We start from the raw sequence: 25,656 nt of genomic DNA on the forward strand, positions 1-25,656 counted from the left end.
AACGAACCCTTTCTAGTTCATGATTCTTCTTACAGAATAGATATCTGAGATCTGCTTGATTCTCTCAACCACTTTATGAAGGTGGCTGATATTGGAGATGGCAATCGCCATATTGATCGTCGCCACTTTGTTGCGGTCAGACTTTCCTGCAACAGATGAAATGTTTGTTTTCGTTTCGTTGACAGCCTGGAGCACCTCGTTCAACAGGCCTCTTCTGTCGTAGCCGAGTATTTCGATTTCCACGTTGTACTCTTTCCGTGCATCAAGCTGTGTTTCCCATTCGACCGGAATTAAACGGGCCTGTGCCTCGTCCGTGTGTACATTCGGACAATCATCCCTGTGAACGGAAACTCCACGGCCCTTCGTGATGAAGCCGACAATTTCGTCACCCGGAACCGGGTTGCAGCACTTGGAAAGACGGATAAGAAGGTTGTCAATCCCTTTGACTCTTACCCCACTGTCCCGCTTTTTGGAAGGATACGGACGCACCTCGGAAATAACCTCTGAGATATCTTTTTCCTGTTCCATATCCCGCTTTTTGCGGAGCTTTTCCGTCAGTCTGTTCGCAACCTGGGCTGCAGTAATGCCGTTGTATCCAACAGCAGCATACATATCTTCCTCATTTGAGAAATTGAATTTCTCAGAAACGCGCTTCAGATTCTCCGTTGTCAGGATGTCCTTCAGTTCAAAGTCGAGATTTTTAATCTCTTTTTCAACCATTTCTTTTCCCTTATCAACGTTCTCTTCGCGGCGCTGCTTTTTGAAAAACTGGCGGATTTTATTTTTAGCCTGTGACGTCTGAGCAAGCTTGAGCCAGTCCTGGCTTGGGCCATATGAATGCTTGGACGTCATAATCTCGATAATATCGCCTGTTTTGAGTTTATAATCAAGGGTTACAATCTTTCCGTTCACTTTTGCCCCAATTGTTTTATTGCCTATTTCTGAGTGAATGCGGTAGGCAAAATCGATCGGCACTGAGCCTGAAGGCATTTCAATAACATCACCTTTTGGCGTAAAAATGAACACCATATCAGAGAACAGATCGATTTTAAGAGATTCCATAAACTCCTCGGCATTTGTCGTATCATCCTGAAACTCCAGAATTTCACGGAACCAGGTCAGCTTCTGCTCAAGTGTAGATTGCTCCTCTGTCTCTTTGCCTTCTTTATACGCCCAGTGTGCAGCAATCCCGTATTCTGCAATCGTGTGCATATCCTTTGTGCGGATCTGCACTTCAAGCGGATCGCCTTTTGGACCCATGACAGTCGTATGAAGGGACTGATACATATTTGCCTTCGGCATGGCAATATAATCCTTAAATCTGCCGGGCATCGGCTTCCAGCACGTATGGATAATTCCAAGAACGGCATAGCAGTCTTTAATGCTGTTTACGATGATTCTGACGGCTAATAAATCATAAATTTCATTAAACTGCTTGTTCTGCAGGGCCATTTTGCGGTAAATGCTGTAAATGTGTTTCGGACGTCCCGAAAAATCCGCCTTAATGTTGACTTCCCCAACGCGGTTTTTCACTTCATCAATGACTTCGTCCAAGTAGGCCTCGCGTTCTGCCCGCTTTTTCTTCATCAGATTGACAATCCTGTAGTACTGCTGCGGATTCAAATAGCGCAGAGCCGTGTCTTCAAGCTCCCACTTAATTTTTGAAATCCCCAGACGATGAGCGAGCGGCGCAAAAATTTCCAGTGTTTCATTTGAGATCCTGCGCTGCTTTTCCTGCGGCAGATGCTTCAGTGTGCGCATGTTGTGGAGGCGGTCGGCGAGTTTAATCAAGATCACACGAATGTCCTGTGCCATTGCGACAAACATTTTACGATGATTTTCAGCCTGCTGTTCTTCGTGTGATTTATATTTAATTTTTCCGAGCTTTGTCACTCCATCCACGAGCATGGCGACTTCATCATTAAATGTTTGTTTCAAGTCATCAAGTGTTACATCTGTATCTTCTACGACATCATGTAAAAATCCACCCGCGATTGTTGACGGATCCATGTCCAGGTCAACCAGTATCCCTGCGACCTGTATTGGATGAATGATATATGGTTCACCCGATTTCCGGTATTGTTCACGATGCGCCTCTTCTGCATAATCATAGGCTTTCTGGATAAAGACGAGGTCTTCTCCGGTTAAATAGCGCTTCGCCTTTTCTATGACCTGCTCGGCAGTCAGTACTTGTTCATTAGCCATGGAATCACCTTTACAATGAGAACTTTATTGTACCTATTATCAATAAAAACACAGAAGATGTAAAGAGGGAGACCGTCTTTTCTGTGCCAAGCTTTTGGCCGGTACTTTGCCTGCAGTTAAATAAGAGAAAAAGCACCCATTCCCGAGTGCTTTTTTCTATGTGATTAAAACGTCATTAATGTTAAGATATCGTATTTATCGAGCTTGCTGCGACCGTCAAGATAGCTGAGCTCAATCAGGAAAGCAATCCCTGCAACAACTCCGCCAAGCTCCTCAACCAATTGGATCGTAGCTTCGATTGTGCCGCCTGTAGCAAGAAGATCATCTGTGATAAGCACTCGCTGACCCGGCTTGATTGCATCCTTGTGCATAGTCAGTACGTCTTTTCCGTACTCAAGTCCGTATTCAACACGGACTACTTCGCGCGGAAGCTTGCCTTCTTTGCGGACTGGTGCAAAACCTACTCCAAGAGAATAAGCAACCGGACATCCGATAATAAATCCGCGTGCTTCCGGTCCTACAATTATATCAACGTTTTGTTTGCGTGCATAGTCAACAATTTGATCTGTTGCATAACGGTATGCATCACCATTGTCCATCAACGTTGTAATATCTTTAAACTGGATTCCCGGCTTCGGGTAATCCGGAACGACTGTCACGTATTTCTTTAAATCCATATTAAGTTTGTCCTCCTCATGCATTGACAAGCGCCTTCGATTGTTTCATCCGATCATCAAACCACTTCTTCAAGTCCTGGTACGACGAATACAGCAGCGTATTCTCAAGCTCCAGCTGACTGAGTTTGGCAGAATACGATGAAGATTCGGAGAGGTCTCTTTTAGGCGGCTGATGATTGACAGAAATAATGCCATTGTCTATTGTAGCAAATTCTAAGTCAAAAAACACCTGTGACATGAAATTGATTGTTTCACTTGACCATCCTTTGTGGCGTGCAAGGGCTTCTGCGTGCTTTTTCAAGTCAAAAGTTTCTTTTTGCTTCAGGAAGCCATAGTACCATTTAAAGTGGTCTCTTGTCGGGATGGTAGCAAAAAAATGATCGGTATGCTGATGAAAAACCGCATAGATGCGTTCAGGAAACACGTTCTCAAAGAGAGCGTCAAGACGTTCGATAGATGTTGGAGTATCAACAAAGGTGATGTACTTGCCTTGTATTTTTTCAGCCGAACCCTCATCTTCGAGATAGACGATATCCTGTCCAGAATCCTTCAGCATAGACAATGTCTCTTTTTGAAAAACAACATAAACGTTTTCTTTATCCTTCATCTTATCAAGCGTTTTATTCAAGTCACGCGATCCTCTTGCATCAAACAGCTGCCACTCATTTACAGCAAGATCCTGAATCATCAGCTGCGGTTTTCTGAAATTGTTCCATTCATTTATGGACAATTCCCCGACAAGTGACACTTTCGCGAGCGGCGCCATGTGATCATGCAAATGCCCGAAACCGAACCCGATGCAGTCAAGCTGCTTTTGATCCTGCTCCACCGCAAGCTTTAAGTGGGTCTGGTCAGAACCGATTTTTCTCATGGACCCCACTTGTACAGACTCCAGCAAAAACAGCGGTTTTGGATTTCCCATGCCAAACGGGGCGAGCTTCGCTATTTTCTCAATCGACTCCACAGAAACGTCAGCAAGACTGCATGCGGCATCAATGGTTTTTATCGGAATAAAATCCTCTTCTTTCAGCGTAGCGGAGGCAAGATTATTCAATCTGTCTCTCAGCTGATCGACATGCTGGAGCTCAAGCGTCATGCCTGCTGCCATTGGGTGACCGCCAAAGTGCGGTAGAATATCACGGCATTCTGAAAGATTGGCAAACAGATCAAACCCTGCGATGCTTCGGGCAGAACCTTTTGCCGTTCCTTTTTCAGGATCAATGCACAGAATAATGGTCGGTCTGTAGTATTTTTCCACTATCCTTGACGCTACAATTCCTACGACACCCGGATTCCAGCCCTCTTTCGCAAGAACAAGCACAGAATGCTGATCTGCTGGGTACAGGGTCTCAACCTGTTCGATCGCTTCGTCTGTAATCTGCGAAACAATTTTCTGTCTCTCTTTGTTTAAGCCGTCGATGTAAACGGCAAGCTCTGCCGCTTCCTCACTGTCCGCAGACATCAGGAGGCGGACAGCGGGATCTGCTGTTTCAAGGCGTCCGACTGCATTGATGCGGGGTCCGACCGCAAAACCGATGGTCTCCTCATTGACTTCTTTCCCGTCAGCCCCTGCTGCTTTTAGAAGTGCCTTTAATCCTGTCCGTTCTGTCCGGTTCATCTGCTGGATACCCAATCTTGCAATAAGACGGTTTTCATCGTGAAGGGGCACAAGGTCGGCAATTGTACCGATGGCTGCTATCTCAAGCAGGTGTTCCGGAACAGTTCCTGAAAGCGCATGGGCAAGCTTAAAAGCAACCCCTACACCAGCAAGCTCCTTAAATGCATACGTGCAGCCAGGCTGCTTCGGATGGATGATGGCATACGCATCCGGAAGTACCGGCCCTGGTTCGTGATGATCGGTAATAATCAGATCGACTCCAAGCTCTTTTGCAAGAGCCGCTTCGTTAACAGCAGAAATTCCTGTATCAACCGTAATAATCAGCCCGTAGCCATTTTCACGGGCTTTGCGGAAAGCAGGTTCATTCGGACCGTAGCCCTCGGTGAACCGGTTCGGAATATAAAAATCGGCATTGGCTCCAAGTGAATGAAGCGTCTCAAGCATGACGACCGTCGAGCTTACGCCGTCCGCGTCATAATCTCCGAAAATCAGAATTTTTTCCCCATGCTCAATGGCGCTGTGAATACGCTGCACAGCTTTATCCATGCCGAGCAGTGTAAATGGATCGTGAAAGCCGTGCTTTTCTATGTGAAGAAACTGATCGGCCGCATCAGCCGATTCAATGCCCCGGTTAAGCAAAAGTGAAGCTACCAGAGGCGTAAGATTCAATGTACTCATCAATTCGTTCATTTTTTCGGGATGGTGTTCGTGAACATCCCATCTGTTCTTTGCTTTCAGCAAAAAAATCACCCCTCAACCACCCTATTATACTAGAGGCGGCATGGGGTGACAAACGAATATAAATGCCAGGTGCCGTGATTGGATTCTAATGAAGGATGCAGCTTTGCCGTGAAAGAGGAAGGGAGTTTTTTTATTTGCTTACCCTCCGGTTCCTGTTTTTCGGCTTTGCTGGGTAGAATTCAGTGCTTTGCTTACCCTCCACCACCTGGTTTTCGGCTTTGCTGGGTACGATTCGCTCCTTTGCTTACCCTCCACCACCTGGTTTTCGGCTTTGCTGGGTAGGATTCAGTGCTTTGCTTACCCTCCACCACCTGGTTTTCGGCTTTGCTGGGTACGATTCGCTCCTTTGCTTACCCTACAACTCCTGTTTTCCTGCTTTGCCGGGTACGATTTTACCACTTAATTTGTTACGGCGTTCTGCACAAAAAAACAGGCCCATCCGCCATAATAGCGAACAAACCTGCCGTTTTCCCTAAGGTTTATGAACAGCTCTACATCTCATCAGATGTCTGGCCAATTTGTTTTGCGCCATGAGAACTGCTTTTTGTTTCATCTGGAACGTGTTCCATTTTGAGCTTTTCATTTTCACTCAGCAGCTCGGCATTCTCTTTTTCAAGAGCCTTCACTCTCCGCTGCAGGGAAAAAATTCTGGTCAGTCCGGCAGAAGCAATCATCAGGCCGCCAAGCAGAACAGAGCCTAAAATAATCAGAATCAGAGGCCATCTGGCTTCTCCGAACAGATAATCCACTTCAACCGAATCCACGTTGATGACTGCAAAAACCGCTACAATAAGTGCAAATAGGATGGCAAAAAGAAAACTCCACTGTCTTTTCATCCTGTACTCCCCCTTTCTTTCGATTCTCTTTTATACCCGGATTTTCCAAACCGCAAAACATGGGGGCATAGAGAATCATTTTCCCATTCTACTATGATGTCCTTTTGTATGGAAAGCATGAATGTGTTCATCGGGTAAGGGGGAGCCTTCTGAAACTTGCAGCTTCAGCATCAATAACTGCTGTAAGCTTTAGTAAACACTCGCACATGTTCCTGCTTTAGGTTCATAATAACAATGTTTTTTGAATTGCCCGGAATGAGGCTGGCCGTACCACGTCGGCGGGCATGGCGCATATGGATTGAAATACCACAGAGCATATTTCGCCGGATGATCTCTCCAGGATTCCAAAGTTCTTCTGGCAAGCTTCTGTTCGGAGGATCTTGCTCTGTTGTAAAAGAGATTGCCTTTTTGAACCGCTTCAAACGAATAATTACCGCCCTGAACCTGGTAAATGACCTGCCTGATCGTTCTGACATCTTTAAAATCCAGACAATCCGCCACCGCCCGGTTGACAATGACATTGCCTACATACAGCATTCCCTGCTTTCCTTCCCCCTCTGCTTCTGCTCTCATCATTCTCGCCACTAAATCAACGTCTGCACTTGTGTATTTCACCCTTGGCATTTATATCACCCCATAATTAGTGTATGAGCAGGAGCCGCATTGATGCTATTTGGGGCCTTTTCTGAAGCTGCCGCATAAAACAAAAACCGCGGAATAGTTTCCGCGGTTCCCGTTAAACAATCGGTTCTTCCTGATCCTGTACTTTTTTCGCTTTGCTTTTCTTTTGGATCTCTCTCCACTTCCACATCATCCACAGCTGTGATGCGATGAACAGGGACGAATAGGTTCCTGAAATCAAGCCGATCAGAAGAGCAATGGAGAAGTTCCGGATTGAATCGCTTCCGAAAACAAGTAATGCGATGACACAGAAAACAACGGTCAGGACCGTGTTGACGGATCGCGTAAACGTCTGCTGAAGGCTTCGGTTTACAATGCTTTTCAAATCATCGTATGTTTTAACCTTGGTTTTCTTATAAAGCTCTCTGATCCGGTCAAATGTAACAATTGTATCGTTAATGGAATACCCCACGATCGTGAGTACAGCCGCGATAAACGTGATGTCCACTTCAAGCCTTGTAATGCTGAAAACTGCAATGATAAAGAAGGCATCATACAGCAGGGCAAGAACAGCAGCCACGGCCATTTTGTATTCGAATCTCAAGGATACATAGATAATGATTCCCAAAGAGGCTATAAGCACGCCGTACATCGCGTTTCTCGCCAGTTCTTTTCCTACTTCAGGAGATACCGTGCTGATGCTCGGTTCTTTGCCGTACTTTTCATTAAAGAAGTCTTTAACTTCAGCAATTTCCCCTTTATCAAGCACGCCTACGAACCTCGCAACCGCTGTCTGATTCTGACTGCCTGCAAACACGATATCTTTTGCTTCCAGATCAAGTGTTTCAAGATCTTTCTCTACTTCCTCGGCTGTAAGTGTCTTATCGGCTCCGATTTCAATGCGGGTACCGCTTGAAAAATCGATGCCAAGGTTCAGCCTGAAGATGATCAGCAGGACAAGACCCGCTGCAAGCAGGATGCCTGAAGCAGCAAAGAATTTTTTTCGGTGCTTAACAAAATCGACTTTATCAAATTTAGTCGGAGCATCCACATCTTCTGTTGATTTGCTCAGATCGATAATATCTTTTTTGTTCACGCCGAAATATCCCGGCTTTTTATCAAGCCATCTGCTTTCAACCAGTAATCCAAGCAGCAGTCTGCTCAGGAAAACGGACGTCAGGAAACTCATTAAGATACTGAGAATAAGACTTGTCGCAAATCCTTTGACAGCACTCGTTCCAAAGAAGAACAGCACACCGCCTGCAAGCATCGTCGTAATGTTGGCATCGAAGATTGTCGCAAACGACCTTCTGCTGCCCGCTCTGTAGGCTGACCGGATTGATTTTCCGAGTTTGATTTCTTCTTTTATCCGTTCATATGTAATGATGTTGGCATCAACAGCCATACCCACCCCAAGTATTAAAGCCGCAATACCCGGCAGTGTTAGAACAGCATTCATCCAGTCAAATACCTGCAGGACAAAAAACAGATAGGTTGAAAGAGTGACTACTGCGATAATCCCCGGCAAACGGTAGAAATACATCATGAACAGGAAAATAAACCCGATTCCAATGATACCTGCAAGAACCGTTGTCTGAAGCGCTTCTTCTCCGAATTGGGCTCCTACTGAAGTTGAGTAAGTTTCAACCAGCTTAACCGGCAGTGATCCTGCATTAAGAAGGTTGGCAAGATCTTTTGCCTCTTCTACGCTGAATTGACCCGTAATCGTTACATCTGTCGTATCAAATACTTCATTTACGTTTGGATTTGAAATGAACTTCGGCGACTCTTTTGATACTTCCTCTTTATAGGAATCACCTTCAGCATAATCAAGCCAGATAACAAGCTGATTTTCGTTTTGCGGCGCCATAGCAGAGATCTGCTGGGTTACCTTTTTGAATTTATCAGCGTCTTTCAGCTTTACAGCTACAATCGGCTCCTGTGTATCGGGGTCAAACGTCTGTTTAGACGCTCCCTCTACAAGGTCAGATCCATTCATCATCACCTTGTCATTCACGTCACGGAACGTCAGCTCAGCCTGTGTCGACAGAATCTCCCTCGCCTGATTCTGATCCTTTACACCCGCAAGCTGCACCCGGATCCGGTTTTCGCCTTCAATTTGAATGTTAGGCTCGCTTACACCCAGAACATTCGCTCTTTTTTGGAGGGCATTGACCGTACTGACAAGCGCGCTCCGGTCTATTTTATCCCCGTCATTAGCAGGCTCTACGTCATACAGGATTTCAAAGCCTCCCTGCAGATCAAGACCAAGGAGTATGTTCCCTGTTGCCTTGTTTCCAAAAGCACCAATTAAGCTTCCTACGCAAAGGACGAGTAAGAAAAAAACAATGATGCGTCCCTTTTTAACCATGTTGCATCCTCCTTAGAAAAAAACCGTTCAATATGTATTATTCTTTTGCCGTGCCTAGTTGTCTGCCTTCTTCACTGTCAAACCAGCTGCCCGATTTAAACGACTCAATCGTTGCAAACGTCATGAATTCACTTGGTTTTACAGCCATAATATCAGCTACCATTTCGTGAACCATCAGCTCGGTCTTCTTTTTCCACTTTTTATTTCTCAGGTAATTCCATATCTCTGATTCTGTCACATCGCCGTAGTCAAGAATCTTAAACTCTTCTGCTTTGCTGACAAGAGCCGGTTTCACGTGATGGCGGTATTTTTCAATTTCATCCTTTTGGGTCATGGCACGCTCCTCCATTCATTATGTATGCGTGATCGGGATTTTTACAGCGGCCATGCGCGAACATCTTGTCATGCTTGGCCAATCATAGCGCATATAGTTAATTGTATATGATTAGATGCTATTTGAGAAGGCGGGGAACGTGATGTCAAAGCAAACATTTTTACAGGGGACGCTCATTTTAATAGCCGCCGGCCTGATTACGCGTGTTCTAGGATTTATGAACCGGATTGTAGTCGCCCGATTTATAGGAGAAGAAGGCGTCGGACTTTATATGATGGCTATGCCGACACTTGTGCTGATCATCACCATTACTCAGTTTGGCCTGCCAGTGGCCATTTCCAAGCTTGTGGCAGAAGCAGAAGCGGAAGGAAATCAGAGGAAAATAAAAAAAATCCTGATTGTTTCTCTTGCAGTTACAGGCACTTTAAGCCTTTTATTTACGCCGGCCATCCTTTTTCTGGCCCCGTATTTATCAAATTCGCTGCTGACCGATCCTAGAACGCTCTACCCGCTGCTTGCCATTGCACCGGTTGTCCCGATCATTGCGGTATCTTCTGTCCTCAGAGGATATTTTCAGGGTAAGCAGAATATGCGGCCCGCTGCGATTTCACAAGTGCTTGAGCAGGTTGTGCGGATTTCTTTAATTGCCGTCTGCACGAAAACCTTTTTGCCTTACGGAATTGAATATGCTGCTGCAGGGGCGATGGCATCTGCTGTGGCAGGAGAGCTCATTTCCCTCTTGTATATGTTCTCCATGTTTAAAATGAAAAAGAAGTTCCGGGTACGCCGCAAGTTTTTCACTTCCCTGAAAGAAGGGAAAACAACCTTTCAGAACTTAATGAGCATCGCCCTTCCGACTACAGGAAGCCGCATGATCGGTTCGATTGCCTGGTTTTTCGAGCCAATCGTTGTGGCGCAGAGCCTTGCCATTGCAGGATTTACCGCCACAATGGCAACAAAGCAGTACGGAGAGCTGACAGGATATGCCCTGCCCCTTTTGATGCTCCCGTCATTTATTACGTATTCTCTCTCAACGGCTTTAGTTCCCGCGATAAGCGAAGCAATGGCCCAAAAAAAGCTGCACGTCGTTCAGCACAGGCTCCAGCAGGCCTTCAGGCTCTCTCTAGTAACCGGAGGATTTGCCGTCGTCATTCTGTACATCTATGCAGAACCGCTCATGAAAGCTATGTACGGCAGCAGCCATGCCGCTATTTTTGTTCAGGTCATGGCCCCGTTTTTTATCTTTTACTATTTCCAGGGTCCTCTCCAGGCAGTCCTGCAGGCGCTTAACCTGGCAAAGGCAGCCATGATCAACAGCTTCGTCGGCTCTGCGGTGAAAACCGCACTGATCTTTCTGCTGGCGACAAGACCGTCTCTCGGCATTATGGGAGCAGCGCTTGCCATTATGGCAGGCATCATGCTTGTCACGCTTCTTCATTTGGCAACAGTGATGAAAGTGATTTCCCTGACCATTAAAGTGAGTGAATATATCAGATGCTTTTTAACGATGATCTTATCCGGCATTGCAGGCTATTTCTTTTTCAAGATTCTGCCGCTCGGTTTGGGAATGAACCTGATTTTATCGGTTTGCTTCACTTTTTCGGTATACTGCATCCTGCTTGTTGCCTTCAGGCTTGTAATGAAAGACGATGTCGGCAGACTGCCGTTTATCGGCGGTCATCTTTCAAAATTTGTGCCGCGGTAATGCCTACTTGTCATCAATCAGATCTATAAAAAAAGTTTGTTTGTTGTGGGTGCAAAGTGAGATATTCTTCACATCAAAGTACCCGAGCTTTCTCAGCTGCTGTCTCAGCCATAAGTTCGTTTTTCCGATCCGGTACAGGTTTTCCTCCTGAATCAGTCCGTCCACAATAAGCGGCAGCTGCAGCTCCTGATGCTCGCTGCCATTCTCTTTTTTTATTACAGAGAGCTTGCCGGACGGTTCAAGAATGGCAAAATCAACCTCGCTTATATCATTCACATCCTTTTCTCTAAGCTGGGTCATGAGGTCATCGAAATTATAGCGCTGGGTTTTCATGGCATGCTCATTGATTTTCCCTCTGTCAATGATGATGGTCGGCTTGCCGTCGATCCATGCACGCACCTTTTGATTTTTCAGCGAAAAGTAGGCAAGGCTGATTTGAATGCCGAGAAGAAGAAACATTGGAATGATGGTATGTATCAGCGGATCATTCGTGTCTTCTATCGCCATGACCGCCATTTCTGCAATCATCAGAAAGACCACAAGATCCAATATACTGAGCTCCCCGATCTCCCGTTTGCCCATCAGTCTGAAAATAATCAGAATGAGCACGTACAGGAAAATGGTGCGTCCGATGATAATGAAATGCACTTCCATTTTTAAAGTCCTCCTTGCTGCATCGATACCTTTATTTTGAACGGATAAACCTTTTTCATGTAGAACAATTTCGATTCTATTTTTGCTTCATGTGAATAGGATGGTAGTAAGACGAGCGAAAACAAGCTAAGGAACAGAGGGGGAGATTAAAATGAATACACGCAGATGGGGAAAAGCCATCATGTATGGCTTATCAAGTATTTTAATCGCAGCGCTGGCTGTAAGCTTATTATTTTCTCTGCTGCTTAAATTCACTTCATTAACAGAGGATTCCATTAAGTGGGTTATTTTAGGCCTCTCATTTCTGGCTGTCTTTATAGGAGGATTTATAGCGGGCGGAAAAGGGAAAGAACGGGGATGGCTCGTTGGAGGCACAACAGCGCTTCTTTACACGCTGATCATTTTTTTCTTTCAGTTTTTGGGCTACGGCAAGACGTTTACAATGGAGCAGACGATGTACCACGGGGGATTTCTTGCGATCGCCATGCTTGGCGGCGTGATGGGAGTCAACTTGTCAGGTTCCAAATAGGCATAAAAAAAGAAGCGCCCGCGGGCGCTTCTTTTCTTTTTGCCGTATGTATTAGGCTTTTTCCATTGAGATGCCTTTTTGTTCAACAACGTCGCGGACTGCGCGGCGGTCAAATGTCAGACGGGATCCGTCTCCTGCTTTGATGACAACTTTCTCTTCATCGATTGAATCAACGATGCCATGCATTCCGCCGATTGTAACGACTTTGTCGCCTTTAGACAGACTGTCCTGCATTTCACGCACTTTTTTCTGCTGCTTCTGCTGAGGACGAATCAGCAAAAAGTAAAAAATCGCAAACATCAGTATCAGCGGTCCAACTGTAGTCAATAGTTCCATTTTTTTCACCCCTTTCAAGTCTCTCATCTGCAGTGCAGACACCGTATCTATGAAGCCGCCTGCATAGCAGGCAGCCGAACTAACTAGAAGTTTTTCGCGTTTGGTTTATTAAACCCGTACTGCTCGAAGAATTCATCTCTGAAATCCCCGAGGCGGTCTTCGCGGATTGCCTGTCTCACCTGCTCCATTAAGTTTAACAGAAAATGAAGGTTATGGTAAGAAGTTAATCGGATGCCGAATGTTTCATCACATTTCATGAGATGGCGGATATAGGCGCGGCTGTAATTGCGGCATGTATAGCAATCGCAATTCTCGTCAATCGGACCGTAGTCACGGGCAAATGCTGCGTTTTTGACGACCAGGCGGCCTTTGCTTGTCATAAGGGTTCCATTGCGCGCAATGCGTGTAGGAAGCACACAGTCAAACATATCAATGCCTCTTACCGCCCCGTCAATCAGTGAATCAGGCGAACCTACGCCCATCAAATAGCGCGGCTTATCAGAAGGCAATAGCGGTGTTGTAAACTCAAGCACGCGGTTCATCACATCTTTCGGCTCTCCGACTGACAGCCCTCCGACTGCGTAACCAGGGAAATCCATCGAAATCAGATCTCTTGCGCTCTGTTTCCTGAGCTCCTCATATTCTCCGCCCTGAACGATTCCGAAAAGACCCTGATCGTTTGGACGTTCATGTGCAGTCAGACAGCGCTCTGCCCATCTGCTTGTCCGCTCAACAGATTTTTTCATGTAATCATACTCTGCCGGGAACGGAGGGCATTCATCAAATGCCATCATTATATCTGATCCCAGGTCATTTTGGATCTGCATCGCTTTTTCAGGAGACAGGAAAAGCTTGTCGCCATTCAGATGGTTTCTGAAGTGGACGCCCTCTTCTTCGATCTTTCGGAATTCACTTAAACTGAAGACCTGGAAACCGCCTGAATCTGTCAAAATGGCGCGGTCCCAGTTCATAAACTTATGAAGGCCGCCCGCTTCTTTGACAATTTCATTTCCTGGACGAAGCCATAAATGATACGTATTGCTTAAAATAATGCCTGCTCCCATTTGAACAAGCTCTTCCGGAGACATCGTTTTAACCGTCGCAAGCGTTCCCACCGGCATAAAAACAGGCGTTTCAAATGACCCGTGCGGTGTATGGACCCGTCCGAGCCTAGCTCCTGTCTGCTTGCACGTTTTAATTAATTCATAGCGAATTGGTGGATATGACACCTTTTTTCCTCCTTCAAGGCAGTATTTCTAGATGATCAGCATGGCATCGCCAAAGCTGAAGAACCGGTATTTTTCCTTAACAGCCGTTTCGTAGGCATGCATGACGTGCTCTCTTGTTGCAAGAGCACTGACGAGCATAATCAGGGATGATTTAGGCAAGTGGAAATTGGTCACCATGCCGTCGATTGCCTTGAATTCATAGCCGGGATAAATGAAAATGCTGGTCCAGCCGCTGTCTTCCTTAAATGTACCGTTATTTGCAGACGCGATTGTTTCAAGAGTGCGGGTCGACGTCGTTCCGACAGAGATGATCCGGCCGCCTTTTTCCCTGACCTGATTTAGCAGCTGGGCAGTGCCTGCGCTCATCTGATAGAACTCGGCATGCATTTCGTGCTCTTCCACAACGTCAGCACTAACCGGACGGAATGTACCGAGGCCGACATGCAGCGTAATAAACGCAAGATGGACTCCTTTTTCTTTCAGAGCTTCAAGAATCTCTTCGGTAAAATGAAGACCGGCCGTAGGGGCTGCAGCAGACCCGACCTCTCTTGAGAATACCGTCTGATAACGTTCCTGATCATCAAGCTGTTCTTTAATGTACGGCGGCAATGGCATTTTACCGAGAGAGTCAAGCGCCTCATAAAAAATACCCTCGTACTTGAATTCAAGCATTCTGCCTCCGTGATCAGCCTCTCCTGTGCAGACCGCACGCAAAATGCCGTCGCCAAATACGATTTCAGTTCCGACTTTCACGCGTTTGGCAGGCTTCGCAAGAACTTCCCATACATCTCCCTGTTCCTGTTTTAACAAGAGCAGTTCAATTTTGGCGCCTGTATCTTTTTTCTCGCCAATGAGTCTTGCAGGCAGAACACGTGTATTGTTTAAAACAAGACAGTCGCCTTCATGAAAATAATCAATAATCGACTTAAACTTGCCATGTACCACCGATCCGGATTCTTTATCAAGCACCATCAGTCTTGACGCGTCCCGCTCGAGCAGCGGAACCTGCGCGATCAATTCTTCAGGCAAATCAAAATCAAACAAATCTACTTTCATTATTTCTCACCTTTTCCGTTATGCAAATCTCTAGTGTTTTGGAACTTCCATTTGAAAGTGATGATAAACTGCATCTGTTACCATTCTTCCCCTAGGAGTCCGCTGTATAAAACCAATCTGCAAAAGATATGGTTCATATACATCTTCAATCGTGTGCGATTCTTCGCCTATTGTAGCAGAAATCGTGTCGAGTCCCACGGGTCCGCCTTTAAATTTTTCAATAATGCCCATCAGCAGCTTGTGATCGATATGATCAAGGCCAAGTCTGTCCACCTGCAGCCTTTCAAGCGCTTCATTTGCGAGGCTGCCTGTAATGGCCGGTTTTCCGAGAACCTGAGCAAAGTCTCTTACCCTTCTGAGCAGCCTGTTCGCTATCCTCGGAGTCCCCCGTGACCTGCGCGCGAGTTCAAGTGATGCTTCTTTTTCGAGGCCAATGCCAAGAATATCCCCTGTCCGTTCGGCAATCAGGGAGAGCTGCTCTTCATTGTAGTACTCAAGACGGCTTAATACACCGAAACGGTCCCTGAGGGGGGCAGTCAGCAGGCCGACTCTTGTTGTAGCTCCAATGAGCGTAAACGGGGGCAGATCAAGACGCACGGACCGAGCTTGCGGTCCTTTTCCAATGACAATATCAAGACAGAAATCTTCCATTGCAGGATACAGCACTTCTTCAATGGAACGCTGAAGGCGGTGAATTTCATCAATAAATAAAACATCACCGGGTTCAAGGGCGGTCAGAATGGCGGCAAGGTCGCCCGGCCTTTCAATGGCCGGTCCTGAAGTCGTTCTGATATTTACGCCCATTTCATTTGCTATGATGGTGGCAAGGGTCGTTTTGCCAAGCCCGGGAGGCCCGTAAAGAAGCACGTGATCCAGTGTTTCGCTTCTCATCTTTGCTGCTTCAATAAACACCTTAAGATTATCCTTTACTTTATCCTGCCCAATGTACTGTGATAAAGTCCTCGGTCTCAGGGAGAGCTCAAGAGCTCCTTCATCAAGCTCCGCTTCACCGGAAACAAGACGTTCGTCCATAAATGATCACCTTACTTTAATAGCTTTTGCAACGCTTTTTTCACATACTGGTCTGTGGAAAGCTCCTCTTCCATCAGAGCAGGAACAACTTTGCTGATTTCCCGTTCTGCATAACCTAGAACCTTCAGGGCTTCAAGTGCTTCACTCAGTGATTTGGAGGCTGTTTCTGTTGCAGCATGCTCTTCGTGGGTAAATAAGTCAGGAGCAAGCCCGCCTGCTATGTCTCCAAGCTTTCCTTTAAGATCGAGAATGATTTGTCTCGCCGTTTTTTTGCCTACTCCCGGAAATTTCAAAAGGAATTTTTCATCCTCATTCTCTATGGCTCCGACTACTTGTGACGGATTCCCGGAAGCAAGTATCGCAAGAGCTCCTTTAGGACCAATGCCTGTCACATTTAAAAGCTTCATAAATAAGGCTTTTTCTTCTCTTGTATGAAAACCGTACAGCGCGAGGATATCTTCTCTGACATGCTGATACGTATAGATCGTCACTTCCGAGGAACGGCTGCGCTGGTAGCTGAATGGGTTAGGAGTGTGAACTTGATAGCCAATGCCCCCGCGGTCAATCACCACATACTCGGGAGTCACCAGATCAATGGTTCCTTTTATAAATTCGATCAAACTTTTCACCTCTTTATAACTGTACCTCATTGTAACATACTTTTTTTCTCTGACTGTAGTATTAAACAGCGGATTTTGACTAAAGAAAACAAAAAAATGCACCCGTTCAAAAGATCGGGCACACAAGACAGCTTCAGTTCACCTCTGCGGGTGACGAATAGGCTTTATAGGATTGTATGACTTTTAAGTAATGGTCTTTCGACTGGATGCGAATGCCGTGTCTCAGCTCGTCATGTTTCCGGGTCTCGAGCTTCCCTACATCAATCTGGAAGAAGGAATGGATGATCTCTGACGCATCATCAGGCTTGCCGTTGAAAATAGAAAATACCCCTTCTGATGAAAGGCCGAAATACCCGTTTGCTTTTAACAATGGGGAGATATCATCAACTTCTTTTTGAAAAATGATCTGATTATCATCCTGATCGACAAGCTGCCAGCCTTCATACTTAGCCCAGAAATCTTCCATCGCGAGGATGGTTTCTGTTTTAACCTCTTCGCTGATCTCCCCGTCAAGGTAGATCCGTTCAAGAACCACTGTCACAGTCAGGGGACCGCTGACTTCATAGGCCTGATCGTCATTGCCGGCTGCATCGTACGGTTCATGCACAGCAGGAAAAGAAAGAAAAAAGATTCCAATGAACGCAACTGCAGCTGTAAACAGGAAACGATGAGATGACATCATCTTTTACACCCCCATCCATTTACCGTTCTGGTAAAGAAATATTGATTCCTTACTAGTTTGACCATTATTAGCAGGTTTAACCATAGAAAAGCGGAATCAGCCGTTTAGCTCCGATAGGCAGATAAGAAATCACCGGAAAAGTCCGGTTTTGACTTTTTCGGGGATTTCGTTCTGGCGGAGGAGCTGGCTGATGGAGCTGGACACCATAGAAAAGCGGAAGCGCTCGTTTAGCTCCGGGAGTCAGATAAGGAAACAGCGGAAAAGGCGCTTTTTGCCTTTGCCGATGGTTCCGTTCTGACAGAGGAGCTGAGCGCTGGAGCTGGACACCATAGAAAAGTCCGAATCAAAATCGGACAAATTAAAAAGAGGCGCACTGAGGCACCTCTTTTCAGCCATTATCGGGCTTGCTGAACGGGCTTATTCATCATGTTCCCAATATCATCAAACAAATCACGGATATCAGCATCGATGGACTTTTTATCCTGCCCATTTTCGATATTGTCGTTGATTGTTCTCACACGGGAAAATGTTCCTTCATCTGTGACAACCTGTACGTCTTTTCCATTGGCGGCAGGTTTTACGGCATCCATTACTGCATTTTTCACATTTTTGTCATTCTTGTCGTCCGTGTCAACAGCAACAAGAACCTGGTCTCCATTTACAAGGGTGCGGACGTCGTCAACGTTTTTCACATCTGCAGCCCGCTCAGAAACCTTTTTAGCCAAAGCTTTCTCATTGTCATTGTAATAGCTGATCTGCTTTACCTGACCATGATAATTTTCATCGTTGCGGCTGAAACGATTATCTCTCTCGAGCATGCCGTCTTCATTTGAAAGCGGCGCAGTGGGATTATCCATTCTTCCATTATGAAAAGCAGTATCCCGATCGTTTACTTTTGTAAAGTAATTATCGTTCATATCGCCTTCCATCATTTCAGTCAGAGGTCCATCATTATCTACGTTGTCTGCATTGCCATTATTGCCTCGGTGCTCATTTGAATAATAGCCGATCGGTCTGGCATTATCATTGTAGCGCGTATCGAGCGCGCCTTCGTTGTTGTTGTTACATGCAGCGAGACCTGATGCAGCGACAGCAATTACAGCAAAAGCAGTAAGTTTATGCCTCAATATAAAAACCCCCTGATTTTTCTGATGCGAGCAAAACCGCTCTTGTATAGGTTGCTCGTTCAGGAGGGGATTAACCTGTTAGTTAAAGGTAAGTTCTTTAAATAATGGAGAGGAATTTTCACTTGTACCAGCTGCTGATTTTATTAAAAAGCATAAAAAAAAGAGACGAACAGATCCGTCTCTTCAGGCGACATTAGTCTTCTTCTTCTTCGTCAAATCTTGGCATGGCAAACTGATCACTCTGACCGAATTGGCCAGGCATCCCTCCGAATTGCCCCTGACCGCCCGGCATTCCTCCGAATTGGCCAGGCATTCCGCCAAATTGTCCTTGACCAAACTGACCTGGCATTCCGCCAAATTGACCAGGCATGCCCATTCCGTACCCCGGCTGGCCTCCGAACCCCGGTCCAGGTCCTCCGCATCCGCAATCCTCTTTATCCATTGCAGGACTGACTTGAGGCGGCTGGTTGTTATCCGGCGCTCCTCCGTATGCCCCCATCACTTGACCTGGCATGTTTGGCGCTCCGCCATATGCACCCATTACTTGACCAGGCATGTTTGGCGCTCCGCCATATGCACCCATTACTTGACCAGGCATGTTTGGCGCTCCGCCGTATGCCCCCATTACCTGACCAGGCATAGGTCCGCCGCCATATCCTCCCTGTTGAGGATATCCGAAACCCGGTCCAGGCATGACTGGGGATACCGGTACACATCCAGGCGGATATCCATAGCCCGGTCCTCCGAATCCCGGTCCGCCAAATCCTGGTCCGCCTCCATACCCTGGGGCTCCTCCAAATCCTGGACCCCCAAATCCTGGTCCTCCGAATCCAGGTCCGCCAAATCCAGGCTGCTGCGGGCTGTATGCACCCATTACATCATCATCGTCATCGTCATCAAACGGCATTTGCTGAGGCATTCCCTGCATTCCGCCATAAGGCTGCATTTGCGGGTATCCTCCAAATCCAGGGCCGCCGCCGAAACCAGGTCCGCCGAATCCCGGTCCGCCACCGAATCCCGGACCTCCAAACCCTGGTCCGCCAAATCCAGGTCCAGGCATGACCGGTGATACTGGATAACAGTCATCTCCTCCTGGTCCCTGATCCATCGCTCCGGCAACCATGCCCGGATTCTGGAACGGCGCTCCCTGCTGGCCTGGAAATCCTTGACCCTGACCCGGGAATCCCTGAGGGCTTTGCTGGCCGGGACCTCCCTGATAGGCACCCATTACCCCTTGCTGAGGCATGCTTGGTTTGTTTTCCATGTCTTTATCAGCCTCCTCTTTGCTTGCCGGCGATACATATTTCGGTTTTTCTTTTTCGGCAGGTTTCTCAGCCGGTTTTTCAGCCGGCTTCATCATTTCCGGCATGACATTTGACGGCTTAGGCGGCAGCTGTGGCTGAGGCGCCTGAGGCATCATCGCCATATTCAGCATGTAATAGTTGTTAATATCAAGCTCCGGATAAGCCGGCTGCTTCATATTAGGTACTGGCGGTACATAAGGGACAGATGGTTTTTCTTTAGGAACTTCTTTTGGTTTCGTATCCGCCTCACCCATGACTTGCTTCGGTTTTTCCTTTGAAAAAGGATGTTCTGATTTCGGCATTTCTTTTTTGCCTGAAAAATTAAGCTTCGTTTCGTTTTTCACAGGCACGCCGCCGGTTGGAACCTTTATTTTCATTCCCGGCATAATTAAATCAGGATTGCTGAGCTGAGAATTCATTTTTTTCACTTCTTCAAAGTCTACACCATATTTTTTGGCAATCTTCCAAAGGGTATCGCCTTTTTGAACAATGTGGATTTTCAACCTTTCCCCCTCCTATGCTTGAAACTTTATCGCATATGATTAGCAGGCAATGATGCCATTCTTCTTCATCACAACTTATGCTTGTGAAGACAAATATATGTTCAGGGGAAAAGAAAAAACTGACAAACCTAAGGCCTGCGCAAGCATCTTTGCTTACTCGGCCAAATGTCTGCCAGTTATGGGTTAGACGTGTTCAAGCATCCTCTCTAGAGCAAGAACAGCATCCTTTGCTGTATGTTCATCAACGCGAATCTGATTGACCGGTTTTCCTTGCGCAATTCCCTCAAGTGACCAAAGCAGGTGCGGGAGATCAATACGGTTCATTGTCAAACAAGGGCACATGAACGGATTCAGCGAAACAATCTCTTTGTCAGGATGCTGATCAATGATCCTCTTAACAAGGTTCATCTCTGTTCCGACTGCCCATTTGCTTCCAGGCTCTGATGCCTCGATGACATCGATAATGTACTTGGTAGAGCCTGCAAGATCGCTTGCCGCCACAACTTCCCTGCTGCATTCAGGGTGAACAATAATGTTCATATCGGGCTTCGTACTTCTGATATGCTCAATGTTCTGCACGGTGAATTTCTCATGTACAGAGCAGTGGCCCTTCCATAGAATCACAATAATTTCTTCGGGATTGCCGTCACATTCAAGCTCATTTGTATGAGGGTTCCAGACAGCCATTTTCTCAAGAGGAATGCCAAGGTTATAAGCTGTGTTTCTTCCAAGATGCTGATCAGGCAAAAAGAGAATTCTTTCCTTCTGCCCGAAAGCCCAGCTAAGCATTTTTTCCGCATTTGAGGATGTGACCGTTGCACCACCATTTCGTCCGACAAACGCTTTAATGGCAGCCGTTGAATTCACATATGTCAGCGGAAGGATGGTGTCGCCAAACAATTCCTGAAGCTTGATCCATGCCTGCTCTGTCTGGCTGATATCCGCCATATCGGCCATCGAGCAGCCGGCCCTCAAATCCGGCAAAAAGACCTTCTGCTGTTCAGTTGTCAGCATATCGGCTGTTTCAGCCATAAAATGCACGCCGCAAAAGACGATGTACTCTGCTTCTTTGTTTGCAGCTGCCGCCTGTGCAAGCTGCAGGGAATCACCCGTTATATCCGCAAACTGAATCACTTCATCTTTTTGATAATGATGGCCGGGAATCAGCAGTTTTTTCCCGTACCTTTCTTTAATTGCTTTCACTCGTTCAATCATTTCGTTTTCGCTTAGCTCTTTATAGTGCGGCGGCATTTTTTCATTTGTTTCAAATTGAAGCATATCCAAAACGTTCATGTCACGTTCCCCCTTCTATTCTACATTCATGCTCAAATCAAGCGCTTTTGCGGAATGAGTCAGCATACCGAGTGAAACATAATCCACTCCTGTGCGCCCGTAATCTGCTAAATTTTCAAGCGTTATGCCCCCTGATGCTTCTGTAATGATGGATTCAGGTGTGATGGCTGCAAATGCTGCCGCTTCATCCGGGGTCCGGTTATCAAACATAATGATATCTGCGCGTGCCGAGATGGCCTCGTGCAGCTGCTGTTCCGTTTCAATCTCAACCTCAATTTTGATCATATGACCGGCATGCGCTCTTGCTTTTTGAACCGCTTCAGCTATTGAACCCGCGCTTGCAATATGGTTATCTTTCAGCATGATGCCGTCATACAGTCCAAATCTGTGGTTGTACCCTCCTCCGCACCTGACTGCATATTTTTCAATCATTCTGAGGCCCGGGGTCGTTTTTCTTGTATCGCAGATTTTCGTATGATCTGAATTCAGCAGCTTTACCGCCTGATTGGTCAGCGTCGCAATTCCGCTCATCCGCTGCAGGAGATTCAGCACGACTCGCTCTCCTGTCAATATGGATGCAATCGGTCCGGTCAGGACAGCCGCCTTTTCGCCCCTGGAAATGGCCTCTCCGTCCCGCTTCAGAACCTGGACTGTAACCCGCGGGTCTAACACGGCATATCCGGCTTTCACCACGTCTGCACCGGCGAAAATGCCATCTTCCTTCGCACGGATAACGGCAGAACCTGTCTGGCCTTCCGAAAAAATAAACGTGCTCGTTGCATCAAAATCTCCGATGTCTTCTGCAAAAAAACCTTCCAGCTGCTTTTTTAATTTAAGTAAATTCAATGATCTTCACCTCTGAATGTTGTTGATAGCTGCACCCTTTTTTCGAAAGAAGAATTTGTTTTTTCAGCCAGAATGCATCATTTGAATCTGGAAAATCCAATCTGCAGTGACCCCCTCTGCTTTCTGTCCTCTGCAAAGCAGCAGATATAATCAGCCAGCCTGATGTCATCATGTTAAGACGTTCAGCATGATCATTTGTGAGGTCTTTCACATTAATAGCCCAATACGGCTTCAGCCATTTTTCAAACCAGTGCAAGGCTTTCGCAAGCTCTTCCTCCGTCCGTTCAATTCCCGCATATGCGGTCATAACCTGCTGAATGTCTTCCCGTTCCGGCAATTCGATGTCTGGAGGATATGAGAATACTTGTGTATCCATATTTAGATCAACTGTTTCTAGGATGCTCTGAATCTTGTTTGCCAGACGCTTTCCGAAGACCAGACCTTCAAGCAGGGAGTTGCTCGCCAACCTGTTTGCCCCATGAACCCCCGTGCACGCCGTTTCTCCTGCAGCATAAAGCCTGCTGACAGATGTCCGGCCATGCAGATCGGTCTTGATGCCGCCCATTAAAAAATGCATGCCCGGCGCCACCGGGAGCAGTCCGTTTTCCATTACTATGTTATATTTCCGGCACATCGCCGTAATGGTCGGAAACCGTTCTTCAAAGTTTAAAACCGGCAGGATGTTCAGATAAACGCTGCGCCCTTTTTTGATCTGCGAAAAGATAACGCGTGCAACGATGTCTCTCGGCGCAAGGTCTTTAAGAGGATGGATGCCTTCCATGATCCGTTCGCCCAAATCATTTTGAAGAAAGGCCCCTTCACCTCTTACTGCTTCAGAGATCAGTCCGGCACACCCTCCGCCTGCAAGCAGCATCGTCGGGTGAAACTGGGTAAATTCCATATCCGCAAGCACCGCGCCTGCTCTGTATGCAAGGGCAAGGCCGTCTCCTGTAATGCCGTCCGCATTCGACGAGTGCTGATACAGCTTTCCGCATCCGCCTGTTGCAAGTATCGTATGCTGTGCCGTATGCCTGTTTACAAGTCCGTTCTGAGATCTTGAAACAGCACCGAGACATATTCCGTTTTCTACAATCAATTCAACCACCATTTCATTTTCAAGAATGACCGTGTTTTCATTCAGACAAGACAAAAGAAAGCGCATCATCGCTCTTCCTGTGGCATCTCCCCCTGCGTGGAGAATTCTGCTGAAGCTGTGAGCGCCTTCCATGCCGAGAAGGAGCTCGCCTCTGCTGTCCCTGTCAAAAGGAAGCCCTTTTTCCGCCAGTGAAAGAACGTCTTTTGCTCCCTCCCTGACAAGCAGCTCAACTGCCTCTTCATCATTATGAAAATGGCCGGCATTAAGCGTATCCTCCGAGTGGCTCCTGTAACTGTCATTTGCACGAATGGCTGCAGCAATCCCGCCTTGAGCAAGCATTGAATTGCTGCTGACTTTCGCCCCTTTGGTGAGGATGGTCACATGTTTCGTTTTTTGCAGCTGACAAGCTGCAGATAAGGCTGCGATGCCGCTTCCAATGATTAATACGTCCGTTTGAGGCAAAAAAATAACCCCCATTCTTTACAAGTGTCTTGACACCTATATTTACACAAAACTAAACTAATGACAAGAGATTTTTTTGGAGGAGAGAATGGGATGATCTATCTTGATTACGCAGCAGCAGCTCCGCTCAGCGAAGAGGCTCTTCATGTTTTTTCTGAAGCGTCCAGGAAGGCGTTTGCCAACAGCAACAGTCTTCATGATGAGGGAGATCTGGCCGGTTCATTGCTTGAGGCATGCCGCAGCAAACTAGCAGGACTTATAGGCGGCACGGCTAAGGGAATTTGCTTTACATCAGGCGGCAGCGAGTCTAATGTGCTTGCTGTTGACACTCTTTTGGCGAATGCGGAGGGAAAGAATCACATCATTGCATCCGCATTAGAACATTCGTCGATCTATAACTACTTGACGTTTTTACAGAGGAAAGGCTATGAGGTAACATTTTTAATGCCGGACAATCATGGTAAACTACATGTGGACAGCATTAGAGAAGCACTGCGCGAGAACACCGCCCTAGTGACCGTTCAGCACGTAAATTCGGAGATAGGATGTATTCAGAATCTGCAGGAGATTGGTGAGTGGCTTTTAAAACAGCCGGTTTATTTTCACAGTGACTGTGTTCAGTCTTTCGGGAAGGTCTCTCTTAAGGCTGATGAATGGGGGCTTGATGCAGTGTCCCTTTCAAGCCATAAAATATACGGGCCAAAAGGGGTCGGCTGTTTATATTTAAATCCGAAACATGTTTTAAAACCGTACATTCACGGGGGAACACACGAAAATGGGTTCAGGGCAGGCACCGTAAACGTTCCCGGTATCGCAGCTTTTGCAGCTGCAGCTGAACAGGCATGTTCGGGTATGGAATCTGAATCTTTAAGGCTCAGCGAATTGCGGGACGTTTTTTTCGAGATGCTGAAGCCCTTTAGAGATCATGTGCACATCATCAATGAGCACAGCCCAGATCAGGTGCCGTCGATTATCGGCCTTCACATAAAAGGAATCGAAGGGCAGTACATGCTGCTTGAGAGCAACCGGAGAGGCGTGGCCATTTCAACAGGAACGGCCTGTCAAATCGGCATGCAGGAGCCTTCCAGAGCTCTTCTTTCCACCGGCTTGCCGCCTCAGGCTGCCCTGCAGTACATCAGGATCTCAACAGGTAAATACACCACGGCTGATGATCTGAAAAAAATGGCCGGCATTATCGGCCGGACGCTCAGTGAAAGACAGGCAGAAAGGACGTAAGAAAGAATGAAAATTCCGGGTAATGAAAGAAGAAATGTGATCCTTAACTGGCTGAAGGAAGCGGATGAACCGCTGAAGGGGAGTGAGATTGCGCAGCGGACCAATGTGAGCAGACAGGTCATTGTGCAGGATATCTCTCTTCTGAAAGCTCAAAATGAACCGATTCTTGCCACAAGTCAGGGCTATGTGTATGTCATGCAGGACAAAGAAGAGCTGCCTGTTTACAAGCGGATCATCGCAAGCAGCCACGGCCCTGAAGCAACAGAAGAAGAGCTGAACCTGATTGTGGATCACGGGGTAACAGTCAGGGATGTGATCATTGAACATCCTGTCTACGGGGAACTGACGGCCTCGATCATGGTCAGCAACCGCAAGGAAGTCAAAGATTTCATCAAAAAAATTGAAGACCGCAACGCCGCCTACTTGTCTCAGCTGACAGAAGGCCTCCACCTTCACACCCTGGCAGCAGACAGGCAGGAAAAAATAGATGAAGCGTGCGATGCACTGAAAGTGGAAGGATTTTTAGTGGATGAAGACGATTAA

General features: G+C 46.7%; 23 protein-coding genes. 4 read left to right on the forward strand and 19 right to left on the reverse strand.

Annotated features, from left to right (window positions below):
• Positions 1–12: 12 nt before the first annotated feature.
• From ACK1LH_RS14985 to ACK1LH_RS15015, 7 genes are all read right to left on the reverse strand, one after another.
• Positions 13–2,205, reverse strand: a complete 2,193-nt coding sequence (locus ACK1LH_RS14985; protein WP_029279436.1) for a RelA/SpoT family protein — start codon at positions 2,203–2,205, stop codon at positions 13–15.
• A 164-nt stretch (positions 2,206–2,369) separates the two neighbouring features.
• Positions 2,370–2,882 carry an adenine phosphoribosyltransferase gene (locus tag ACK1LH_RS14990; protein ID WP_029279434.1) on the reverse strand — a complete coding sequence of 171 codons (513 nt, stop codon included), beginning with the start codon at positions 2,880–2,882 and terminating at the stop codon, positions 2,370–2,372.
• A gap of 16 nt (positions 2,883–2,898) precedes the next feature.
• A complete protein-coding gene (recJ, locus tag ACK1LH_RS14995; protein ID WP_411333496.1) occupies positions 2,899–5,241 on the reverse strand; it encodes a single-stranded-DNA-specific exonuclease RecJ in 2,343 nt (780 codons plus the stop codon).
• A 491-nt stretch (positions 5,242–5,732) separates the two neighbouring features.
• Entirely contained in the window at positions 5,733–6,077 is a 345-nt protein-coding gene (locus tag ACK1LH_RS15000) for a lipopolysaccharide assembly LapA domain-containing protein (RefSeq protein ID WP_203288241.1), read from the reverse strand.
• Between the two features lie 189 nt (positions 6,078–6,266).
• The gene (locus ACK1LH_RS15005) at positions 6,267–6,701 is read right to left on the reverse strand and encodes a cell wall hydrolase (protein ID WP_029279428.1); all 435 of its coding nucleotides are present in this window, start codon (positions 6,699–6,701) and stop codon (positions 6,267–6,269) included.
• 112 nt (positions 6,702–6,813) lie between these two features.
• The gene (secDF, locus tag ACK1LH_RS15010; protein ID WP_029566766.1) at positions 6,814–9,069 is read right to left on the reverse strand and encodes a protein translocase subunit SecDF; all 2,256 of its coding nucleotides are present in this window, start codon (positions 9,067–9,069) and stop codon (positions 6,814–6,816) included.
• Between the two features lie 37 nt (positions 9,070–9,106).
• Positions 9,107–9,403 (reverse strand): post-transcriptional regulator, encoded by a 297-nt coding sequence (locus tag ACK1LH_RS15015; RefSeq protein ID WP_029279425.1) that lies wholly within the window; start codon positions 9,401–9,403, stop codon positions 9,107–9,109.
• A 142-nt stretch (positions 9,404–9,545) separates the two neighbouring features.
• Here ACK1LH_RS15015 and spoVB point away from each other — a divergent pair, with 142 nt between their 5' ends.
• Complete coding sequence (gene spoVB, locus ACK1LH_RS15020) at positions 9,546–11,108, forward strand: stage V sporulation protein B (RefSeq protein WP_411333498.1); 1,563 nt, start codon at positions 9,546–9,548, stop codon at positions 11,106–11,108.
• A 3-nt stretch (positions 11,109–11,111) separates the two neighbouring features.
• Here spoVB and ACK1LH_RS15025 read toward each other — a convergent pair whose 3' ends face one another.
• Positions 11,112–11,762, reverse strand: a complete 651-nt coding sequence (locus ACK1LH_RS15025; protein ID WP_029279423.1) for a DUF421 domain-containing protein — start codon at positions 11,760–11,762, stop codon at positions 11,112–11,114.
• A gap of 151 nt (positions 11,763–11,913) precedes the next feature.
• On the opposite strand from ACK1LH_RS15025, the gene ACK1LH_RS15030 reads away from it, so the two are divergent.
• A complete protein-coding gene (locus tag ACK1LH_RS15030; protein WP_029279421.1) occupies positions 11,914–12,291 on the forward strand; it encodes a TIGR04086 family membrane protein in 378 nt (125 codons plus the stop codon).
• A gap of 51 nt (positions 12,292–12,342) precedes the next feature.
• On the opposite strand, the gene yajC is transcribed toward ACK1LH_RS15030, so the two are convergent.
• The 11 genes from yajC to nadB form a co-directional block, all read right to left on the reverse strand.
• Positions 12,343–12,627 carry a preprotein translocase subunit YajC gene (gene yajC, locus ACK1LH_RS15035; RefSeq protein ID WP_029279419.1) on the reverse strand — a complete coding sequence of 95 codons (285 nt, stop codon included), beginning with the start codon at positions 12,625–12,627 and terminating at the stop codon, positions 12,343–12,345.
• 83 nt (positions 12,628–12,710) lie between these two features.
• Positions 12,711–13,856 (reverse strand): tRNA guanosine(34) transglycosylase Tgt, encoded by a 1,146-nt coding sequence (gene tgt, locus ACK1LH_RS15040; protein ID WP_029279418.1) that lies wholly within the window; start codon positions 13,854–13,856, stop codon positions 12,711–12,713.
• Positions 13,857–13,883: 27 nt separating this feature from the next.
• On the reverse strand, positions 13,884–14,912 hold the full coding sequence (queA, locus tag ACK1LH_RS15045) for a tRNA preQ1(34) S-adenosylmethionine ribosyltransferase-isomerase QueA (RefSeq protein WP_411333500.1): 1,029 nt from the start codon (positions 14,910–14,912) through the stop codon (positions 13,884–13,886).
• A gap of 30 nt (positions 14,913–14,942) precedes the next feature.
• Complete coding sequence (gene ruvB, locus ACK1LH_RS15050; RefSeq protein WP_029279414.1) at positions 14,943–15,944, reverse strand: Holliday junction branch migration DNA helicase RuvB; 1,002 nt, start codon at positions 15,942–15,944, stop codon at positions 14,943–14,945.
• 11 nt (positions 15,945–15,955) lie between these two features.
• Complete coding sequence (ruvA, locus tag ACK1LH_RS15055) at positions 15,956–16,564, reverse strand: Holliday junction branch migration protein RuvA (RefSeq protein ID WP_411333501.1); 609 nt, start codon at positions 16,562–16,564, stop codon at positions 15,956–15,958.
• A gap of 133 nt (positions 16,565–16,697) precedes the next feature.
• On the reverse strand, positions 16,698–17,246 hold the full coding sequence (locus ACK1LH_RS15060; protein WP_051827304.1) for an intercompartmental signaling factor BofC: 549 nt from the start codon (positions 17,244–17,246) through the stop codon (positions 16,698–16,700).
• Between the two features lie 395 nt (positions 17,247–17,641).
• Entirely contained in the window at positions 17,642–18,373 is a 732-nt protein-coding gene (locus ACK1LH_RS15065) for a YhcN/YlaJ family sporulation lipoprotein (RefSeq protein WP_411333502.1), read from the reverse strand.
• 193 nt (positions 18,374–18,566) lie between these two features.
• Positions 18,567–20,180, reverse strand: a complete 1,614-nt coding sequence (gene safA, locus ACK1LH_RS15070; protein WP_411333503.1) for a SafA/ExsA family spore coat assembly protein — start codon at positions 20,178–20,180, stop codon at positions 18,567–18,569.
• Positions 20,181–20,363: 183 nt separating this feature from the next.
• A complete protein-coding gene (gene nadA / locus ACK1LH_RS15075; RefSeq protein WP_411333504.1) occupies positions 20,364–21,473 on the reverse strand; it encodes a quinolinate synthase NadA in 1,110 nt (369 codons plus the stop codon).
• 15 nt (positions 21,474–21,488) lie between these two features.
• A complete protein-coding gene (nadC, locus tag ACK1LH_RS15080) occupies positions 21,489–22,319 on the reverse strand; it encodes a carboxylating nicotinate-nucleotide diphosphorylase (RefSeq protein ID WP_029279403.1) in 831 nt (276 codons plus the stop codon).
• Positions 22,306–23,877, reverse strand: coding sequence for an L-aspartate oxidase (gene nadB / locus ACK1LH_RS15085; protein WP_411333505.1), 1,572 nt, complete (start codon positions 23,875–23,877; stop codon positions 22,306–22,308). Before nadB ends, nadC begins: the two co-directional genes overlap by 14 nt.
• Positions 23,878–23,970: 93 nt before the next feature.
• Here nadB and ACK1LH_RS15090 point away from each other — a divergent pair, with 93 nt between their 5' ends.
• Both ACK1LH_RS15090 and ACK1LH_RS15095 read left to right on the forward strand, forming a co-directional pair.
• Positions 23,971–25,113, forward strand: coding sequence for an IscS subfamily cysteine desulfurase (locus tag ACK1LH_RS15090; protein ID WP_411333506.1), 1,143 nt, complete (start codon positions 23,971–23,973; stop codon positions 25,111–25,113).
• 6 nt (positions 25,114–25,119) lie between these two features.
• Positions 25,120–25,656: a transcription repressor NadR gene (locus ACK1LH_RS15095; RefSeq protein WP_411333507.1), complete on the forward strand. Its 537-nt coding sequence runs from the start codon at positions 25,120–25,122 to the stop codon at positions 25,654–25,656.

The sequence above is a fragment of the Metabacillus indicus genome, from assembly GCF_046603695.1.
GTDB lineage: Bacteria > Bacillota > Bacilli > Bacillales > Bacillaceae > Bacillus_P > Bacillus_P indicus.

Coding starts and splice junctions, on each gene's coding strand:
- spoVB (WP_411333498.1), top strand. CDS start 9,546: ATGTCAAAGCAAACATTTTTACAGGGGACGCTCATTTTAATAGCCGCC.
- ACK1LH_RS15005 (WP_029279428.1), bottom strand. CDS start 6,701: ATGCCAAGGGTGAAATACACAAGTGCAGACGTTGATTTAGTGGCGAGA.
- ACK1LH_RS15060 (WP_051827304.1), bottom strand. CDS start 17,246: ATGATGTCATCTCATCGTTTCCTGTTTACAGCTGCAGTTGCGTTCATT.
- ACK1LH_RS14990 (WP_029279434.1), bottom strand. CDS start 2,882: ATGGATTTAAAGAAATACGTGACAGTCGTTCCGGATTACCCGAAGCCG.
- ACK1LH_RS15030 (WP_029279421.1), top strand. CDS start 11,914: ATGAATACACGCAGATGGGGAAAAGCCATCATGTATGGCTTATCAAGT.
- ACK1LH_RS15000 (WP_203288241.1), bottom strand. CDS start 6,077: ATGAAAAGACAGTGGAGTTTTCTTTTTGCCATCCTATTTGCACTTATT.
- secDF (WP_029566766.1), bottom strand. CDS start 9,069: ATGGTTAAAAAGGGACGCATCATTGTTTTTTTCTTACTCGTCCTTTGC.
- ACK1LH_RS14985 (WP_029279436.1), bottom strand. CDS start 2,205: ATGGCTAATGAACAAGTACTGACTGCCGAGCAGGTCATAGAAAAGGCG.
- ACK1LH_RS15095 (WP_411333507.1), top strand. CDS start 25,120: ATGAAAATTCCGGGTAATGAAAGAAGAAATGTGATCCTTAACTGGCTG.
- ACK1LH_RS15090 (WP_411333506.1), top strand. CDS start 23,971: ATGATCTATCTTGATTACGCAGCAGCAGCTCCGCTCAGCGAAGAGGCT.
- ruvB (WP_029279414.1), bottom strand. CDS start 15,944: ATGGACGAACGTCTTGTTTCCGGTGAAGCGGAGCTTGATGAAGGAGCT.
- queA (WP_411333500.1), bottom strand. CDS start 14,912: ATGAAAGTAGATTTGTTTGATTTTGATTTGCCTGAAGAATTGATCGCG.
- nadA (WP_411333504.1), bottom strand. CDS start 21,473: ATGAACGTTTTGGATATGCTTCAATTTGAAACAAATGAAAAAATGCCG.
- ACK1LH_RS15025 (WP_029279423.1), bottom strand. CDS start 11,762: ATGGAAGTGCATTTCATTATCATCGGACGCACCATTTTCCTGTACGTG.
- yajC (WP_029279419.1), bottom strand. CDS start 12,627: ATGGAACTATTGACTACAGTTGGACCGCTGATACTGATGTTTGCGATT.
- ACK1LH_RS15015 (WP_029279425.1), bottom strand. CDS start 9,403: ATGACCCAAAAGGATGAAATTGAAAAATACCGCCATCACGTGAAACCG.